The sequence below is a fragment of the Oerskovia gallyi genome, assembly GCF_014836745.1.
Classification (GTDB): Bacteria; Actinomycetota; Actinomycetes; order Actinomycetales; family Cellulomonadaceae; genus Oerskovia; species Oerskovia paurometabola.
Genome location: NZ_JACSQE010000010.1, coordinates 53,885 through 70,466, shown reverse-complemented (window position 1 = coordinate 70,466; position 16,582 = coordinate 53,885). Strand labels below are relative to the sequence as shown.

Annotated in this window: 17 protein-coding genes; 10 read left to right on the top strand and 7 right to left on the bottom strand. The window is 73.6% G+C overall.

From position 1 onward, the window contains the following. The first annotated feature begins 36 nt into the window (after nucleotides 1-36). Nucleotides 37-474, top strand: coding sequence for an alternative ribosome rescue aminoacyl-tRNA hydrolase ArfB (gene arfB, locus H9640_RS13120; protein WP_191791165.1), 438 nt, complete (start codon nucleotides 37-39; stop codon nucleotides 472-474). Between the two features lie 157 nt (nucleotides 475-631). On the opposite strand, the gene H9640_RS13115 is transcribed toward arfB, so the two are convergent. Then, nucleotides 632-1,435: a hypothetical protein gene (locus H9640_RS13115; RefSeq protein WP_191791164.1), complete on the bottom strand. Its 804-nt coding sequence runs from the start codon at nucleotides 1,433-1,435 to the stop codon at nucleotides 632-634. Between the two features lie 249 nt (nucleotides 1,436-1,684). Here H9640_RS13115 and H9640_RS19705 point away from each other — a divergent pair, with 249 nt between their 5' ends. After that, nucleotides 1,685-2,635, top strand: coding sequence for a quinone oxidoreductase family protein (locus tag H9640_RS19705; protein WP_191791163.1), 951 nt, complete (start codon nucleotides 1,685-1,687; stop codon nucleotides 2,633-2,635). Between the two features lie 102 nt (nucleotides 2,636-2,737). Next, the gene (locus H9640_RS13105; RefSeq protein ID WP_191791162.1) at nucleotides 2,738-2,920 is read left to right on the top strand and encodes a hypothetical protein; all 183 of its coding nucleotides are present in this window, start codon (nucleotides 2,738-2,740) and stop codon (nucleotides 2,918-2,920) included. 99 nt (nucleotides 2,921-3,019) lie between these two features. On the opposite strand, the gene H9640_RS13100 is transcribed toward H9640_RS13105, so the two are convergent. Next, nucleotides 3,020-3,958 carry a pentapeptide repeat-containing protein gene (locus H9640_RS13100; RefSeq protein ID WP_204806647.1) on the bottom strand — a complete coding sequence of 313 codons (939 nt, stop codon included), beginning with the start codon at nucleotides 3,956-3,958 and terminating at the stop codon, nucleotides 3,020-3,022. A gap of 323 nt (nucleotides 3,959-4,281) precedes the next feature. Here H9640_RS13100 and H9640_RS13095 point away from each other — a divergent pair, with 323 nt between their 5' ends. The 5 genes from H9640_RS13095 to H9640_RS13075 all read left to right on the top strand — a co-directional run bounded on the left by H9640_RS13095 (nucleotide 4,282) and on the right by H9640_RS13075 (nucleotide 8,445). Then, nucleotides 4,282-4,728 (top strand): hypothetical protein, encoded by a 447-nt coding sequence (locus H9640_RS13095; RefSeq protein WP_191791160.1) that lies wholly within the window; start codon nucleotides 4,282-4,284, stop codon nucleotides 4,726-4,728. Further along, the gene (locus tag H9640_RS19700; protein WP_191791159.1) at nucleotides 4,725-5,525 is read left to right on the top strand and encodes a CPBP family intramembrane glutamic endopeptidase; all 801 of its coding nucleotides are present in this window, start codon (nucleotides 4,725-4,727) and stop codon (nucleotides 5,523-5,525) included. The genes H9640_RS13095 and H9640_RS19700 overlap by 4 nt, the downstream gene beginning before the upstream one ends. 99 nt (nucleotides 5,526-5,624) lie before the next feature. Then, a complete protein-coding gene (locus H9640_RS13085; RefSeq protein WP_191791158.1) occupies nucleotides 5,625-6,317 on the top strand; it encodes an Lsr2 family DNA-binding protein in 693 nt (230 codons plus the stop codon). Nucleotides 6,318-6,505: 188 nt separating this feature from the next. Continuing rightward, nucleotides 6,506-7,750, top strand: coding sequence for a sensor histidine kinase (locus H9640_RS13080; protein ID WP_191791157.1), 1,245 nt, complete (start codon nucleotides 6,506-6,508; stop codon nucleotides 7,748-7,750). Beyond that, complete coding sequence (locus H9640_RS13075; RefSeq protein WP_225227200.1) at nucleotides 7,747-8,445, top strand: response regulator; 699 nt, start codon at nucleotides 7,747-7,749, stop codon at nucleotides 8,443-8,445. Before H9640_RS13080 ends, H9640_RS13075 begins: the two co-directional genes overlap by 4 nt. 4 nt (nucleotides 8,446-8,449) lie before the next feature. Here H9640_RS13075 and H9640_RS19695 read toward each other — a convergent pair whose 3' ends face one another. The 5 genes from H9640_RS19695 to H9640_RS13050 all read right to left on the bottom strand — a co-directional run bounded on the left by H9640_RS19695 (nucleotide 8,450) and on the right by H9640_RS13050 (nucleotide 13,858). Beyond that, a complete protein-coding gene (locus tag H9640_RS19695) occupies nucleotides 8,450-10,057 on the bottom strand; it encodes a PP2C family protein-serine/threonine phosphatase (protein ID WP_191791156.1) in 1,608 nt (535 codons plus the stop codon). Nucleotides 10,058-10,216: 159 nt separating this feature from the next. Continuing rightward, complete coding sequence (locus H9640_RS13065) at nucleotides 10,217-10,870, bottom strand: response regulator transcription factor (RefSeq protein WP_191791155.1); 654 nt, start codon at nucleotides 10,868-10,870, stop codon at nucleotides 10,217-10,219. Beyond that, complete coding sequence (locus H9640_RS13060; RefSeq protein WP_191791154.1) at nucleotides 10,867-12,240, bottom strand: sensor histidine kinase; 1,374 nt, start codon at nucleotides 12,238-12,240, stop codon at nucleotides 10,867-10,869. The genes H9640_RS13065 and H9640_RS13060 overlap by 4 nt, the downstream gene beginning before the upstream one ends. 175 nt (nucleotides 12,241-12,415) lie before the next feature. Then, complete coding sequence (locus H9640_RS13055; RefSeq protein WP_191791153.1) at nucleotides 12,416-13,420, bottom strand: NADP-dependent oxidoreductase; 1,005 nt, start codon at nucleotides 13,418-13,420, stop codon at nucleotides 12,416-12,418. Nucleotides 13,421-13,471: 51 nt separating this feature from the next. After that, nucleotides 13,472-13,858 (bottom strand): DUF1304 domain-containing protein, encoded by a 387-nt coding sequence (locus tag H9640_RS13050; RefSeq protein WP_191791152.1) that lies wholly within the window; start codon nucleotides 13,856-13,858, stop codon nucleotides 13,472-13,474. A gap of 146 nt (nucleotides 13,859-14,004) precedes the next feature. On the opposite strand from H9640_RS13050, the gene H9640_RS13045 reads away from it, so the two are divergent. Both H9640_RS13045 and H9640_RS13040 read left to right on the top strand, forming a co-directional pair. Next, on the top strand, nucleotides 14,005-14,622 hold the full coding sequence (locus tag H9640_RS13045; protein WP_191791151.1) for a TetR/AcrR family transcriptional regulator: 618 nt from the start codon (nucleotides 14,005-14,007) through the stop codon (nucleotides 14,620-14,622). 62 nt (nucleotides 14,623-14,684) lie between these two features. Further along, on the top strand, nucleotides 14,685-16,508 hold the full coding sequence (locus H9640_RS13040) for a cation:proton antiporter (protein WP_191791150.1): 1,824 nt from the start codon (nucleotides 14,685-14,687) through the stop codon (nucleotides 16,506-16,508). Nucleotides 16,509-16,582: the final 74 nt, after the last annotated feature.

The window sequence follows — 16,582 nt, the reverse complement described above, 5'->3', positions numbered from 1 at the left end:
GTCCGCCGCCCCTCGCCGACGCGCGATGATGGTCGGATGACCACCGTCCCGCACCGAGGCCTCGCGGTCAGCCCGGCCCTGACGATCCCCGAGGGCGAGCTCGCCTGGCGGTTCTCGCGTTCCTCGGGCCCGGGCGGGCAGGGTGTCAACACCACGGACTCGCGCGTCGAGCTGTCGTGGGACGTCGAGGCGTCGGCCGTCCTGTCCGACTCCCAGCGCGCGCGCCTCCTCGCCCGCCTCGACAAGAGGCTCGTCGCCGGGGTGCTCACCGTGACGGCGAGCGAGAACCGCGAGCAGCTCCGCAACCGGGCCGCCGCGCGGACGCGCCTCGCGGTGCTCGTCGCCGAGGGCCTCGCTCCGCCGGCGCGGCAGCGCCGGGCGACCCGCCCCACGCGCGGCTCGCAGGAACGTCGCCTCGCGGCGAAGAAGCAGCGGACCACGACCAAGCAGATGCGCCGCCGCCCCACGGACTGACGGCACCCGACGGACCGACGGCGCCCGACGGCGGCGCGCACCGGGGGCCTCGCCTCACGACCGTCCGGCGGCCGGGACAGCACGACGGCGGCGCACCGGTCCGTGGACCGGCACGCCGCCGTCGTTCGTCGGGCTCAGAGCCCCGGGGAGCTGCGGATCAGAAGAGCGGCTCGGTCGTGATCTCCTCGGCCGACGGGGCGACGACCTGCAGGTCCTCGCCCCAGTTGGAGAACGTCATCTCCATGCTCGTCCCCATGAGGTCCACGACGACCTTGCGCATAAGGTCGTCACCGTCGATCCAGTACTGGTACGTCAGCGTCTCGGGGAGGGCGGCACCTGCGGCGTCGGCCTGCTCCGCGATCGAACCCGTGAGCTTCGTGGTGTCGACCACGACCGTGTAGGGCTGGGCCTTGACGCCGTCGACGTCGACGGGCTCGCCGTCCTTCTCGACGCTCTTGATCGCGCCGTCGAGCGCCTCGACGCTCGCCGTCGGGTCCATCTGCTCGGTGAGGCCCTCGAACGAGGAAGCCATGGGGTTGGTCTCGTCGGCGGGGTCGATCGCGACGAACTTGTTCTGGCTGAGCTCGCCCATGTTCATGTAGAAGACGCCGTCGACGAAGCGGATCTGCATCTCGCCCGAGCCCGGGACCGTCATGGTCATGGCGAGGTTCTGCGAGCCGTCCGTGAAGACGATGTCGCCGGTCATGTCCATGGTGGTGCCCTCGACAGCGGTCGAGGTCGCCATGGTCACGCTGCCCGCCGCGAGCTGCGCGTCGGTGATGCGCTGCACGAAGTTCTCGGCGGTGAGGTCCGACGACGAGTCCTTCGCGGGAGCCTTCTCCCCCTCGGGCGTCGCGGACGAGGAGGACGCGGGGGCGTCGGTTCCCGACGAGCAGGCGGCGAGGCCGAGGACCCCGACGGACGCGACGGACAGGACGGCGATACCGCGGACGAGACGCACGAAGAAAGCTCCCTCAAGGGTGGTGGGGTGAATGGTGGCGTGGTGACCACGGGGTCAACTCTGGGGGGTGGAGGGGGCCCACCGCAATGGGGAGCGCTCCCCATGGTGGGTGATGTCTGCCGGGGGATGGGGCCCTGAGCCGCCGGCACCGGATGCCGACCCCGTCCCACGGTGCGAGCATCGACCTGGCGGGGGCCGCCGTCGGGCAGGCCGTCGCGCGTCGCGCCCGTCTCGCGGAGAGGAGCCCTCGTGCACGCAGCCCTCGTCACGTCGTTCGACCAGCCGCCCCGCTGCGCCGAGATCCCCGACCCCGTGCCCGGCCCGGGCGAGCTCCTCGTGCACGTCCTGGCCGCGGGTCTGCACCCGCGCGTCCGGTCGGGTGCCGCGGGCACGCACTACACGAGCGACGGCGTGCTGCCGCTCGTCCCGGGCTTCGACGGCGTGGGCCGCACCGAGGACGGGCGGCGCGTGTTCTTCGCCGGCCTCCACACCCCGCGCGGGAGCATGGCCGAGCTCGTCGCGGTGCCCGAGGACCACCTCGTGGACCTGCCCGAGGGGCTCGACGACGTGACGTTCGCCGCCGCGATGAACCCGGCGATGTCGGCGTGGCTCGCCCTGCGGCGCCGCGCCGACGTGCGGTCGGGCGAGAGCGTCCTGGTCCTGGGGGCGACGGGCAGCGCCGGGCGCCTCGCGGTCCAGCTCGCCCGTCACCTGGGCGCGAGCCGCGTCGTCGGGGCCGGGCGCGACCCCGCCTCGCTCGAGGTCGTCAGGCGCCTCGGGGCGGACGCGGTCGTGCCGCTCACGGCCGACGACGCGGCCGAGCGTCTCGCCCGCGAGGCCGCGGACGTCGACGTCGTGGTCGACTACGTGTGGGGAGCGCCGACCGAGGGGGCGCTCGCAGCCGTGACGGGGGCGCGGACGGACCCTGCACACCTGCTGCGATGGGTCCACGTCGGTGCGACCGCGGGGCCGACCATCACGTTGCCCGCGGCGACGCTCCGGAAGACGAACGTGCAGGTCAGCGGCAGCGGTCAGGGGTCCGTGCCGCCTGCGGGGATGGTCGCCGCCGTCCGTGAGCTCGCGGCTCTGCTGCCGCAGGTCCGGCCCGAGGTCGACGTCGTGCCGACCCCGCTGCGCGACGTCGAGGCGGCCTGGGGCGCCCGGACGGCGTCGGGCACGCGGATCGTGCTCGTGCCGTGACGCTTCACCCGCTCCTGGGTGCGCAGCGAGCGGCCGGGCCGGGGCAGGATACGCACTGACCCGGTACCGCCCGGTCCCGGGAACCGACGGAAGGACGAGGACATGAGCGAGTCGAAGGGTGGCGCACTGGGTGGCCTGGGCGGCATCGTCGCGAAGGCCAAGGAGGCGCTGACGGACGAGCGCATCGACCAGGTCGCGGACCTGGTCAAGGGCCGCACGTCGGACTCGGTCGACAAGCACGTCGACACGGTGGCCGAGCAGGCCAAGAAGCTCAACGACAAGTGAGCGGCGAGGGGCGGTCCCGTCGGGGCCGCCCCTCGGTCGTCGGCCGTGGTTCCTGCGGGAGGCCGCCAGGTCGGCGCTGCGGGTGCCCGACGGCGTCGCTCACCGCCGGGGGCGCCCCGACCTGCGCGGGTGGTCACCGCGGGGGTGCCGACCGTGCCGTTGCGGCGCCGGGGCGGTGCCCGCCGGCGCGGCGGCCCAGTGCTCGGGGCGGTCGAGCCCGGTGGGCAGGCGCGTCGCGGCGTCCCCACGGGCCGCAGCGACCTGGGCCTGGGTGAGGAACAGCGCGTCGGTGAGGTCCGCGCCGCGCAGGTCGGTGCCGCGCAGGTCGGCCCCGACGAGGTCGGCGCAGCGCAGGTCAGCCCCCTGCAGGTCGGCGCCGACGAGCAGGGCACCGCGCAGGCTCGCGCCGCGCAGGTCCGTCCCGGCCAGGCGCCGGCCGACGAGGTCCGCGCCCCGGTGGTCGGCGCGACGGCCGCGCGGCTGGTGCGCCGAGCGTGCGCGCGCTCCCTCGCTCGCCCGCAGCAGGAGCGGGTTGACGCTGCCCCGCAGCGCGTCGAGGTGCAGGGCGAGGAGGTCGTCCGGAGTGCCGAGGGAGAGGCGTTCGACCCGGTCCAGGGCAGCGCGCAGGTCTGTGGTCAGCGCGGGGTCGTGGCCGGCGGTCAGCGCCACGGCCTCGGTGAGGTACCACAGCAGCTCGTGGACGTGGCGCAGCACGGGCAGCAGCGCGAACATCGACGTCCGCACCTCGGGGTGCTCGCGCCAGTCCTGCCCGGCGAACGTGACCCGGGAGATCTTCTGGCCCGCACCGAAGCAGTCGTAGACCGTGCACCCCGCGAACCCGCGCGCGCGGAGCTCGGGGTGGATGCCGCACCGGTGGTCCGGCCGCAGGTTGCGGCAGGGCTCGCCCACGTCCTTGTCGATCGGGAAGTCCGACGAGCGCGTGAACGCGAGCGCGACGCAGCACAGGCCGAAGCAGCTCGCGCAGTCGGCGTGCAGGCCGAGGCGCTCACGATCGGTGGAGGGACTCGGCGACGGCATGGGACTCCTGGTGGTGCGGGCGGGTCTCCAGTACATCGCGCTGCCGCTCGGGAGTCGAGCGAGTTCCGGGTGTCCGGTTGTCGCCCTGCGGGTGACGCGGGTACGCCGCAGGGCCGACGTGCGCGCGGGGAGCCCTCGCCCGGACCTCGCCCGCAGGGTCGATGTGCGCCGCGGTCCGCGCGCCTAGCGTGGGAGCAGCGCACCACCCGCCTCCCGTCCTGCGGACCGGAGGTGCCACGGTGTGCCCGACGGCGCTGCACCCGGCGACCGTCCCCGTCGGCCCCGCGCACCACGCCTCGGCCGCAGATCCTTCGGAGCGTGCTGTGCAGAGCAAGGTCGGTCCTGTCCTCGTCGTCGTCGGTTCGATCCTGGGCATCGCCCTGCTCGTGGTGGGCTTCCTGGCGTTGCGCACGGCGATCATCGACCGGCCGATCGACTCGTACTTCCTCACGTACGAGGTCACGTCGGACACGGGGGTCGAGTCGGTCGTCTGGACGCAGGCACCCGCGGGCGACCGCACGGGGACGTCGGTCGAGCAGAGCGCGCCCGGTCCCGTCGGGTCGCCCTTCACGACCGAGGCCGTCGTGGCCGCCGGACAGCCGGCGCGGATCGAGGCGACCCCCGCCGGGGAGGGCATCGTGTCGTGCCGCGTCCTCAAGGACGTGGGGCGCACCAACGAGGCCGTGCTCGTCGAGGCCACCTCGACCGTGCCGGGCGCTCCCGTGACGTGCGACGTGACGATGCCGGCGGACGGGACGTTCGAGAAGTGAGCCGGCCGTCGACCGACGTCGCCCTGCCCTGGTCCCGGCCGACGTCGGTCCTGTGGGGCGCGACGACGATCGTCGTCCCGTACGTGGTCGCGTTCGGGCTCTACGTGTACGGGGCCGTGCAGATCCTGTCCGGCACGGCGTCGTCCGGGTCGCCCGACGCCAGTGCCATGGCGATCCTGTGGGGCACCGCGCTCGTGGCCATCGCGCTGGCGGTCGTGCTGGCCGCTCGGGGTGGCGTGGACCGCGTGGACCTGGGGCTCGTCCGTCGTGAGCGGTCGGGCTGGTGGGACAGGCTCGGGCTCTTCGCCGTGGCGTACCTGTTCCTGTGGGTCGCGTTCCAGGCCGCGTCCTTCGCACCGGTCCTGGAGCAGGCGGGGTCCGGTGGGGGTGAGCGCCCCGTGGCGCTCATGGTCCTGCTCTACGCGCTGCACGCGGGCGTGGCCGAGGAGATCCTGATCCTGGCCGTCCCGGTCGCGGTCCTCACGCGGCTGCGGGCGCCGGGGTGGGTACAGGTCGCCGTGATCGTCGTGCTCCGAGGCCTCTTCCACCTCTACTACGGCGTCCCGATGACCGTGACCCTGGTGCTCGTCTGGTCCGTGCTCTTCTGGCTGCTGTACTCGCGCCACCGCGACGTCTGGCCGTTCGTGGCCGCCCATGTGCTGTACGACGTCGTGGTCGCGAACTCGGCGTTCGGCCCTGCGGGCAAGGTCGTGGTGCTCCTCGCCGTCGCGACCCTGGCCCTCGGCGTCGTCAGGTGCATACGCTCCGCCCTCACGTGGCGGCGGTCGTCCCGCTGACCGGTGGGCCGTGGGCGTCCTACCGGCGGTTGTCCGAGATGTGAAAGAGTTGCCGCGCGCACGTCGACCGGTGTGCGCATCGTTCGCCGAGAGGTCGTCATGGGTTTGCTGAGCTGGTTCAAGGGTCGTCGGAAGAAGGCGGAGGCCGCGCCGGTGGTGAGCGTCGCGTCCCTGTTCGACGCCACCCAGGGGACCGCTGCCGACACCGCTCCTGAGCAGGCGCCCGCCCGCACGACGGCGCCGACCGCGCCTGCCGCAGCGGTCGAGCCTGCGACGACGCCGGTCGCCATCGCCGTGCTGGAGCCGGAGACCGCGCCGAAGGTCGAAGCGCCGGTCGTCGTCGAACGGGAGCCCGTCGCAGCCGCAGAGACGGCCGAGGTCACCGAGGTCACCGAGGTAGTCGAGACGGTCGAGGTCGCCGAGGTCACCGAGCCCGTCGAGATCGAGACGGAGACGGAGACCGGGACCGAGACCGGGACCGAGACCGTGGTGGTCGCAGCGGTCGAGGTCGTGGAGGCGCCCGAGGAGGTCGAGGTCGTCGAGACCGGAGCCGTCACGGTCGAGGTCGTCGAGTCGGTCGTCGTCGAGGAGGCGCCCCTCGTCGAGCCCGCAGCCTCCCTGGCCCCCGCGGCCCCGAAGAGCACCGGCTATCTCCTGCCGGGCGAGACGACCGCCGAGATCCGCACCTGGGCGCTCGCGAACGGGCACACGGTGAGCCCCAAGGGCCGCCTGCCCAAGGCCGTCCTCACCGCGTACCGCGCGGCGAACGGCGAGACCCCCGCAGCGGACTGACCCCAGCATCACCCGTCGGTCCACGGACCGGCCCGCGACGGCGGCGCACCCGGGATCGAGCCCGGGTGCGCCGCCGTCGTCGTGCCCGCGGCAGCCGGCGACGGGACGACGACCTGATCCTTTGGGGTGACCCCGGGTCGTCCCGACTGGCGATGTGTACCGCCCTCCCGCGCGCATAGTCTCGCCACATGCCTCCCGCTCCGCCGATCCGCTACGTGCCCTACTCGGCCTTCGACGTGTCCTGGCGGCTGGCGGCCGCGTTCGGGTTCGGCGCCCTGCTGTACCTCGCCAACGCGCTCCTGACCGCGGAGGACCCTCAGGGGGCGACCTTGGAGCAGTGGGCCACGATCTTCCTGCTCGACCTCCTCCTCGGCGTCGTGGCGCTGGTCCTCCTCCCGGCGGTCCGTGCGGCACCGCTCACCGTGGCGCTCCTCATGGGGGCGGTCGGCGGCTTCACGACCTTCGGTGCGGGGGCCGTCGTGATCGCGCTGATCTCGCTCGCGACCCGTCGACGGTGGCGCGAGATCGCGGGCGTCGGGCTCGTCTACATGGCGTCCAGCCTGGGGAACGAGGCGCTCTTCCGCTCGCTGATCCCCGGGTGGGCGCAGACGCCCTGGTGGGTGTGGGTCGTCGTCGGGGCGCTCGTGTACGCCCTGCTCGTCGCGATCGGTGTCTCGATCGGGAACCGCCGCGACCTCGCGGAGTCCTGGCGCGTGCGGGCCGTGACGGCCGAGCGTGAGCAGGCCGCGCGTGTCGACCAGGCGCGCTCGACCGAGCGCACCCGGATCGCGCGCGAGATGCACGACGTCCTGGCGCACCGCATCTCGCTCGTCGCGATGCACTCGGGCGCGCTCGCGTACCGCACGGACCTCACGCCCGAGGAGTCCGCGGCGGCCGCGGGCGTGATCCGCGACAACGCGCACCTCGCGATGACCGAGCTGCGGGAGGTCCTCGGCGTCCTGCGCGAGACCGACGTCCCGGGCAGGACCCCCGAGCGCCCGCAGCCGACGCTCGTCGCCCTGCCCGACCTGCTGGCCGAGGTGCAGGGCCCGGACGGCTCCGACCCGGTCACGTGCGAGGTCTCCCCGGACACGGCCGAGCATCTCGCCGGGCTGGGCGACCAGGTGAGCCGGAGCGCGTACCGCATCCTCCAGGAGTCCCTCACGAACGCTCGCAAGCACGCGCCGGGCGAGGCGGTCCGCGTCGAGATCGACGGCGCCCCGGGGGAGGGGCTCACGGTGCGGGTCACCAACCCGCTCGTCGCGGTCCGCGTGCCCGACGCCGGCGACGAGCCGCGCCCGTCCGGTGCGCCGTCGTCGGGCCTGGGGCTGACAGGGCTCGCCGAGCGCGCGCGGCTCACCGGCGGCGAGCTGACCGCACGGCCCGACGGGGCGGGGCGCTTCGTCGTGAGAGCGTGGCTCCCGTGGACCTGACCCCCCTGGCACCTGCCGTGCCCGAGACCGCGCCGGCGAACGCACCCCTGCGCGTCGTCCTGGTCGACGACGACACGCTGGTCCGTGCGGGACTGCGCCTCATCCTGGGCGGCGACCGGGCGATCGAGATCGTGGGCGAGGCCTCCGACGGGATCGCCGCGGTCGCCGAGATCGCGCGTACCCGGCCCGACGTCGTCCTCATGGACATCCGCATGCCGCGTCGCGACGGGCTCGCTGCCCTGGAGATCGCGCGCGCCGCCGACCCTGCGCTCAAGGTCATCGTCCTGACGACGTTCGACGCCGACGACATGGTGCTGACCGCGCTGCGGCTGGGCGCGGCGGGCTTCCTGCTCAAGGACACGCCGCCGGCCGAGCTCGTCGCGGCGGTCCGGCTCGTCGCGCAGGGGCGGTCGATGCTGTCCCCGTCCGTGACGCAGCAGCTCATCACGGCCGTCGCGCGTCAGCCCGTCGACGACCGGGAGGCCGCCGCGAAGGCGCGCCTCGCGCGGCTGACCGAGCGCGAGCTCGAGGTCGCGCTCGCTATCGGGACGGGGCTGTCCAACGCGGACATCGCGGCGACCCTGTTCCTGAGCATCGCGACGGTCAAGACCCACGTGGGGCGGGTGCTCGACAAGCTCGGGGCCGACAACCGTGTGCAGGTCGCGATCTGCGTGCACGACGCGGGGCTCGCCTAGCGGGTCAGGGCACCTCGTAGAGCAGCAGTGCGACGTCGTCCCGGGCGCCGTCGGCGAGGAGCTCGGCGAGCAGCGCGTCGGGCAGGTCGGACGCGGGGTGCTCCTCGCGGATCGTGAGGGCCGCGTGGGCGAGGCGGCGCAGGCCCTCCGAGAGGTGCTCGCCGCGGCGCTCGACGAGCCCGTCGGTGTACAGCACGACGGCGTCGCCGCTGTCGAGCGCGGCGGTCGCCTCGGGGCGTGGTGCGGTGCTGAGGGCCAGCGGCGTGCCCCGACCCTCGTTGAGCCAGCACGTCTCGGCCTTGTTGACCACGAGCGGCGGCAGGTGACCAGCGGCCGAGTACGTCAGGGTGCGGGCGTTCTCGTCGACGATCGCGCACAGGACCGTCGCGAGCTCGGCACCGGGCAGCGTCCGCGCGAAGCGGTCGAGGCCCTCGAGCGTGGCCGCGGGGCCCAGGTTCTCCAGGAGCAGGGCGCGGCTCGCGCTGCGGAGCTGACCCATGACGGCCGCGGCGCGCAGGCCCTTGCCCACGCAGTCGCCCACGACCAGGCCGAACCGCCCACCGGACAGGTCCACGACGTCGTACCAGTCGCCGCCGATGAGGAGGCTGTCGTCAGCCGGGCGGTAGCGGGTGTGCCACCCCGGGGCCGTCGGGTCGTCGGGCAGCATCGCGTCCTGGAGGGCGTTCGCGACGTTGCGCAGCTCGTCGACCTGCCGGATCTGGGTGAGCGTGCTGCTCAGCGCGGTGCCGACCGCGGAGGCCACGAGCTGCAGGAACGAGCGCTGGTCCTCGTCGTCGGGGCGGAGCGGGTTCCCCTCGAGGACGATCACGCCCGCGACGGACCGGTCGCGGCTCGCCGCGAGGGGGGCGACGAGCGCCGTACCGACCTGCTCGAGCCGTCGCTCGTCGGCGACCTCGCGCAGGACCTGCGACGGGACCGACTCGTCGTGGCGCTCGTGCGTCGACGCGAACGCCACGAGACCGGCCGAGGTGTCGAGGTAGAGGTCCGCGCGGGTGACGTCGACGCTGCGCCCGAGCACCCCGACGGTCGCGGCGGCGAGCTCGTCGACGTCGCCCTGGAGGCGCTGCAGGGTCGCGGTCAGGGTGCCGAGCGTCTGGAGGCGTCGAGCGTCGACCACGTGGCCCGTGGTCTCGGTCGCGACGTCCATGACCCCGCAGATCGTCCCGTCCTCGTCCCGCAGGGGGCTGTACGAGAAGGTGAAGGCCGTCTCCTCGTCGAAGCCCGAGCGGTTCATGATCAGGGTCTGGTCCTCGGACCAGGTGGGCACGCCGGTCTTCAGGACCCCGGCGAACAGGGGCTCGATCTCGTCCCAGATCTCGGCCCACACCTCCCCTGCCGGGGCACCCATCGCGCCAGGGTGCTTGTCCTGCCCGAGCATGGGCCGGTAGCCGTCGTTGTAGATCATGGTGAGGTCGGGACCCCAGGCGATGAAGATGGGGAAGCGCGTGCTGAAGCACAGGCGCACGGCGGCGCGCAGCGTCTTGGGCCAGGTGTCGGGGGAGCCGAGCGGGGTGGCGGACCAGTCGATCGACCGGGCCAGCTCACCGCTCTCGGTGCCCTGGGTAGCCAGGTCGAACCAGTCGGAACTCACGACTCATGATAGGAGGTTCCGGCAGCGCGCCGTGCATCCTGTGCAGTGCACACCGGTCCCGCTCAGGGCGCTGACTGCGCCGAGTGCGCAGTCCGGGTCGTCAGACCTGCCCGGTGGACGACCCGAGCTGCGCACTCGGCGTCGCCGACGCCCCCGGCGTCACCCGCGTTCCGGCACGCCGACGAGCCCCGACTCGTAGGCCGCGATCACGAGCTGGACGCGGTCGCGGCACCCGAGCTTGCGCAGCACCTCCGACACGTGCGACTTCACGGTCTGCTCGGTGATGAACAGCTCGGCCCCGATCTCGGCGTTCGACAACCCCCGGGCGACCGTGAGCAGCACCTCGCGCTCGCGGCCCGTGAGGTTCTCGATCCCCGGGGCAGCCCGGGTCGTGCGCTGCGCGAAGTCGCCGACCAGGCGGCGTGTGATCGTCGGGCCCAGGAGCATCGAGCCGTCCGCGACGAGACGCACACCCTCGACCAGCCGGGGTGCCGGGGTGTCCTTGAGCAGGAAGCCCGAGGCCCCGGCCTGGAGCGCGTCGAACACGTACTCGTCGAGGTCGAACGTCGTGAGGATCAGGACGCTCGTGCCCGGGTGGCGTGCGCAGATCTCGGCCGTCGCGGTGATCCCGTCCATGACGGGCATGCGCACGTCCACGACCGCGACGTCGGGCCGGTGGGCGGCGACGACGTCGAGCAGCTCGGCCCCGTTCCCCGCCGACCCGACGACGTCGATGTCGTCGGCCGCGTCGAGGATCGCGGCGAAGCCGTACCGGACCACGGGCTGGTCGTCGGCGACCACGACGCGGGTCACGCGTCGGTCCCGTCCACGGCGTCGGGAAGCGGGGCGGCCAGGTCGTCGCCCGTGGAGCCGTACCGGAAGGTCTCCGTGCGCTCCGGTGCCGTGGCCGGTTCCGGCTCGCCGACCGGGAGCGTGAGGTCGACGACGAACACGCCGTCCTGCTCGCCCCCCGTGAGCGAGCCGCCGATCGACTCGACGCGCTCGCGCATCCCGAGCAGCCCCCGCCCCGGGGCGGCGGGGGAGGTGCGGGGGACCAGGAGGTTGGAGAGGCGCGCGGTCACGACCGTGCCCGACGACGCCGCTCCCGTCCCGAGGGCGAGCGTCACCGGCTGGCCCGGGGCATGGCGGCGCGCGTTCGTCAGCGACTCCTGGACCGCGCGGTAGAGCACGAGCCCCTGGGTCGGCGGGAGGTCGGGCACGTCTCCCACGACCGTCACCTGCTGCCCGGCCGAGCGGGCCGCGTCCACGAGCGCCACGACGTCACCTGCCCCGGGCTGCGGCGCCCGGTCGGCGCCCTCGGTGCGCTGCAGCACCGCGAGCACCTGACGCAGCTCTCCCAGCGCGTGCCGGGCGTCGTCGGCGATCTCCGCGAGCACGACCCGGGACTCGGCGTCGATCGACGGGTGCACGTACGGTGCCGACTCCGCGCGGACGGCGACGAGCGAGATGTGGTGCGCGACGACGTCGTGCAGGTCGTGCGCGATCCGGGCCCGCTCGACGGCGACGGTCTCGACCGCGAAGGCCTGGTCGGAGGCGCGAGCTGCGGCGGCCGTGCGCGCCCGTGCGCGGCGGCTCGCGCCGACCGCCGCGCTCGTGGCCAGCACGGCGACCGAGTAGACGACGTAGAGGACGAAGGTGATCCACGCGTCCCTGCCCGGGGTCACCGGGCCCACGGGCAGCAGCGCGTAGATGCCCGTGAGGCAGTACCCCGCGGCGATTCCCACGGCAAGGACGAACGGTGCGACCGCCCGACGCCACCCGTCGTACGCGCAGACCACGGCGATCGCGAGCAGCGCGAGCCACCAGGCCCAGACGAAGGTCGCGACCAGCGGAGTCAGGAGGAAGGGCCAGCCCGCCAGCACACAGGCGAGGGCACGGGAACGACGCGAGAGGAGGACGCCGACGGTCGCGCTCAGACTGCCCACCTGGAGGACCGGTGTGATCAGCGACAGGGACGCGAGGCTGTCCCCCCACAGCCCCAGGGGGGACCCGAGGAGAGGCATGAAGGGGGTGATCGTCGCGAACAGCCCCACGAGCAGGGCGAGCACCCCGGGGAAGACCCAGGGACGCCAGGCTCCGGTCCGGTCGGAGCGGCCGGGGACGACGACCCCGGCGGTCGGCGGTAGGGCGATGGGCTCGGTCGGAGGGGCGGCGGTGACCATGTCGACGATTGTTGCGGGTCCGGTCCGTGGCGCGGCACCGGCGCGCGACGGACCCTGCCTCCCTCCTGCGGGGGAGGCGCTCGCGGAGGCATCGAATGCCGAGAAGTGAGTAGATGCCCCCGGATCCGGCGATCCAGGGGCATCTACTCACTTCTCGGCCGGGCTCCGACGAACGTCAGACGCGCACGACCATCTTCCCGGTGTTCGCGCCGCGCATGAGGTCGAGGAACGCGTCGACGGACTTCTCGATCCCGTCGACCACGGTCTCGTCGAACACGACCTCGCCGGCCTGGAGCCACGCGCCCATGTCGCGCGAGAACGCGGGGAAGTGCTCGAGGTGGTTGCCGATCGTGAAGCCGCGGAGCATGAGGCTGCGCGTCACCATGTTGCCCATGTTCCGCGGGCCCACCGCAGGCTCGGTCTCGTTGTACTGCGAGATCGCGCCGCACAGGGCCGCGCGGCCGAAGTCGTTGAACGCGCCCAGCGCGGCCTCGAGGTGCTCGCCGCCGACGTTGTCGAAGTACAGGTCGATCCCGTCGGGTGCGGCGACGGCGAGCTGGTCGGCGACCGGCCCGTCCTTGTAGCTGAAGGCCGCGTCGTAGCCGTAGCGCTCGGTCAGGAGCGCGACCTTCTCGGGGGTCCCCGCCGATCCGACGACGCGTCCCGCGCCCTTGAGGCGAGCGATCTGGCCGGCTGCGGTGCCCACGGCCCCCGCAGCGCCCGAGATGAACACGGTGTCACCCTCGCGCAGGCCCGCGATCTCGAGCAGCCCGACGTAGGCCGTGAGCCCCGTCATGCCCAGGATCCCCAGGTAGGCGGACAGCGGCACGCCCGGGATCTCGGGGACCACGCGGAAGGCGGCCGCGTCGGCCTGGGACACGTCGCGCCACCCGAGCTGGTGCAGCACGACGTCGCCGACGGCGAAGCCCTCGGCCGTCGAGGCCTCGACGCGCCCGACCGCGCCGCCCGTCATGGTCTCGCCCAGCACGTAGGGCGGGGTGTAGGACTTCACGTCGTTCATGCGTCCGCGCATGTACGGGTCGACGGACACGAACTCGTTCCGGACGCGTACCTGGCCGGGGGCGAGCTCACCGAGCTCGACCTGGACGGTGCGGAAGTCGTCGTGCGTGGGCCAGCCGGTGGGGCGGGCGACGAGCTGGATCTGCGTGGAGGAGGTCATGCGTCGGGGTTTCCTTCGGTAGGGGTTCTGCGGGGGGTGGCTTGGTGGCCGTCAGGACACGAGGGTGATCACGAGCAGCACGACCGCGATCGCGGGCGGGACGGCCTGGACGAGCGCGGCGCGGGCCTTGGCGGGCGACGAGACGATCAGCACGAGCCCGGCGAGGACCATCGAGCCGGTCGCGCTCAGGACGAGCGCGGCGCCGATCCCGGTGTGCTCGCTCGTGACCAGCACGATGCCGATCACGGTGATGGCCGCGAGGAACAGGTTGTAGAAGCCCTGGTTGAACGCGAGCTCCTTGGTGGCGCGTGCCTCCTGTTCGGTGGTCCCGAACGTGGCGCGGGTCCGTGGTGAGGTCCAGGACACCGACTCGAGCACGAAGATGTAGACGTGGATCAGTGCGGCGAGGCCGGCGAAGACCAGTGCTGTCGCGGTCATGGGTGGTGTCCTCCAGGGTGAGGGGCGTGCTCTCGTGCCCGCCGCTGCCGGCGCGAACGCCTTTCTGAACCAGTCGGTCTACTATTCGACGGTACAGTTGTGTACCGGTCGGTGCAATACGAGGCGCGGAAAGTGAGGCGGTCCACATGGGCAGGTCGCAGTCGTTCGACACCACCACGGTGGTCCAGGCGGCTCGGGACGTGTTCTGGGACCAGGGCCTGGACGGAGCATCCCTCCCGGACCTCGAGCGCGCCACCGGGCTCAACCGGTCGAGCCTCTACCACGCGTTCGGATCCAAGCGAGGGCTGTTCGACGCGGCCGTCGAGGACTACCTCGACACCGTGATCCGCCCCCGCCTGCGCCCGCTCGTCGCCGCAGGCCAGGGGAGTGCCACCGTGCCCGAGGCCGGACGAGCGGTGGTGACGTACTTCGACCGTCTCGCCTCCGCCGTCGGGCAGCTGCCCGCCGACTCACCCCGGCTCGGCTGCCTCCTCGTGGGGTGCGCGACCGGGGCCGCCGGGCACGACGAGGCGCTGCGCGCCGCGGTCGAGGCCTACCGGGCCGAGCTGAGCGACGCCCTCGCCGGGGCGCTGCGCGCCGCGGACCCGGCGCTCGCGGACGACGCGGTCGAGCGGCGTGCGCGACTGCTGCTCTCGCTCCAGCTCAGCGCGCTCGCGCTCGCGCGCGTCAACCAGGACGAGGCCGTCGCGATGCTGCGCGCCGCCCGCGACCAGGCGGCAGAGTGGGTTCCGCGCGACGCGTAGCGGTGCGGGGCGCAGATGCTTCGTCTGATAGGAAGTAATTCCCCGAACGAGACGAGAAGCCCATGGAGTTCGCCCCCTACCTGATCGCCGGCGTCCTGGCGGTCGTCGGCGTGACCGCCCTCGCGCCACGCCTCGGGGTCGCCGCCCCGCTGATCCTCGTGCTCCTGGGCGTCGCGGTGTCGTTCCTCCCCGCGGTCTCGGCCGTCGAGGTCGACCCCGAGTGGATCCTCGCGGGCGTGCTGCCACCGCTGCTCTACTCGGCGTCCGTCAGCATGCCCGCGATGGACTTCCGGCGAGACCTCAAGGCCATCAGCGGCCTGTCCGTGGTGCTCGTCGTCATCAGCGCCGTGGTGCTCGGCCTCCTGTTCCACCTGCTCGTCCCGGGGATCGGGCTCGCGACGGGCATCGCGCTCGGCGCGATCATCAGCCCCACCGACGCCGTCGCGACCTCGATCGTCAAGAAGGCCGGCGTCTCGCCGCGCGTCGTGACCGTGCTCGAGGGCGAGAGCCTGCTCAACGACGCCTCTGCCCTGGTGCTGCTGCGCTCGGCCATCGCGGCGACCGCCGCGACCGTCTCCGTGGGGCAGGTCGCGGGCGACTTCGTCTACGCGGTCGTCGTCGCCGTCGTCATCGGCTTCCTCGTCGGCAAGGCGAACCTGTGGCTCCGGTCGCGCGTGCGCGAGGCCACCTCCAACACCGCGATCTCGTTCGTCGTGCCCTTCATCGCGTTCCTGCCCTCGGAGCACCTGGGCGCCTCGGGACTCGTCGCGGTCGTCACGGCCGGCATCGTCACGGGCCTTGGCGCCCCCAAGCACCTGAGCCCGCAGGACCGCATCGCCGAGAAGGCGAACTGGCGGACCGTCGAGCTCCTGCTCGAGAGCGGGGTCTTCCTGCTCATGGGGCTCGAGGTGTTCGGGCTCGTCGAGGAGGTCCGCGCGGAGCACGGCAGCCTGTGGACGGCTGCGGGGCTCGCGCTCCTGGCCGCGCTCGTCGTCGTCGCGCTGCGCTCGGTGTTCGTCGCGGCGCTGCTGTGGCTCATGAAGCGCTCCAACCGGCGCAACCCCGAGGTGCGCGAGAAGCTCGCGGCCGCGACCGACAAGCTCGACCGCGGCGAGCTGCCCACGACCGCGGACCGCGGACCGGGCAGGGGCGGGCAGCGACGCCGCGCGCCGCGCCGCGCCGGGGCCCGAGGCCCTGGGCGTCCCGCCGGTCCGGGGGAGGCGCCCTCGCTCGACGACCCGCGCGTCCAGAGCCGCATGGCCCGCGTCCAGACGTTCCTCACGCGCCGCATCGCCGACATCGACTACCTGGCGGCCGAGCCGCTCGGGCGCCGCGAGGGCGTGCTGCTCGTGTGGGCCGGGATGCGCGGCGTCGTGACGCTCGCGGCGGCCCAGTCCCTCCCGGCCGACACCCCGCACCGCGCGCTGCTCGTCCTCATCGCGTTCTTCGTCGCGGCGGGCACGCTCCTGGTCCAGGGCGGCACGCTGCCGTGGGTCGTGCGACGCCTCGACCTGACGGTCGACACCTCGACCGAGAACGACGAGCGGCTCGCGCTCCTGGGCGAGCTCTCGCGCGTGGCCGCCGAGGTGCTCGACGCGCCAGGCCTCGCCCGTCCGGACGGGACGCCGTACGCGCCCGAGACGATCGAGCGCGTGCGCCAGGAGATCGCGCACGACGATCTCGTGGACCGCGAGGCGACCGAGGCCGACGAGCAGCACCGGCAGTACCGCGAGCTGCGCCTCGCGGTACTCGCGGCCCAGCGCGAGGAGCTGCTGCACGTGCGCGACCACGGCACCTACAGCTCGGGGGCCATGGACGAGACGCTCAAGGTGCTCGACGCGAGCCAGATCAGCGTCGAGATGCACGCGCCGTCGGCGGAGCGGTAGCCCCGCGCGGCACCGCCCGTGGGGGGGGGGGGGGGGGGGGGGGGGGGGGGGGGGGGGGGGGGGGGGGGGGGGGG

Coding starts and splice junctions, on each gene's coding strand:
- H9640_RS13060 (WP_191791154.1), bottom strand. CDS start 12,240: ATGGTCACCGCCGCCCCTCCGACCGAGCCCATCGCCCTACCGCCGACC.
- H9640_RS13045 (WP_191791151.1), top strand. CDS start 14,005: ATGGGCAGGTCGCAGTCGTTCGACACCACCACGGTGGTCCAGGCGGCT.
- H9640_RS13050 (WP_191791152.1), bottom strand. CDS start 13,858: ATGACCGCGACAGCACTGGTCTTCGCCGGCCTCGCCGCACTGATCCAC.
- H9640_RS13100 (WP_204806647.1), bottom strand. CDS start 3,958: ATGCCGTCGCCGAGTCCCTCCACCGATCGTGAGCGCCTCGGCCTGCAC.
- H9640_RS13055 (WP_191791153.1), bottom strand. CDS start 13,420: ATGACCTCCTCCACGCAGATCCAGCTCGTCGCCCGCCCCACCGGCTGG.
- H9640_RS13080 (WP_191791157.1), top strand. CDS start 6,506: ATGCCTCCCGCTCCGCCGATCCGCTACGTGCCCTACTCGGCCTTCGAC.
- H9640_RS13105 (WP_191791162.1), top strand. CDS start 2,738: ATGAGCGAGTCGAAGGGTGGCGCACTGGGTGGCCTGGGCGGCATCGTC.
- arfB (WP_191791165.1), top strand. CDS start 37: ATGACCACCGTCCCGCACCGAGGCCTCGCGGTCAGCCCGGCCCTGACG.
- H9640_RS13085 (WP_191791158.1), top strand. CDS start 5,625: ATGGGTTTGCTGAGCTGGTTCAAGGGTCGTCGGAAGAAGGCGGAGGCC.
- H9640_RS13040 (WP_191791150.1), top strand. CDS start 14,685: ATGGAGTTCGCCCCCTACCTGATCGCCGGCGTCCTGGCGGTCGTCGGC.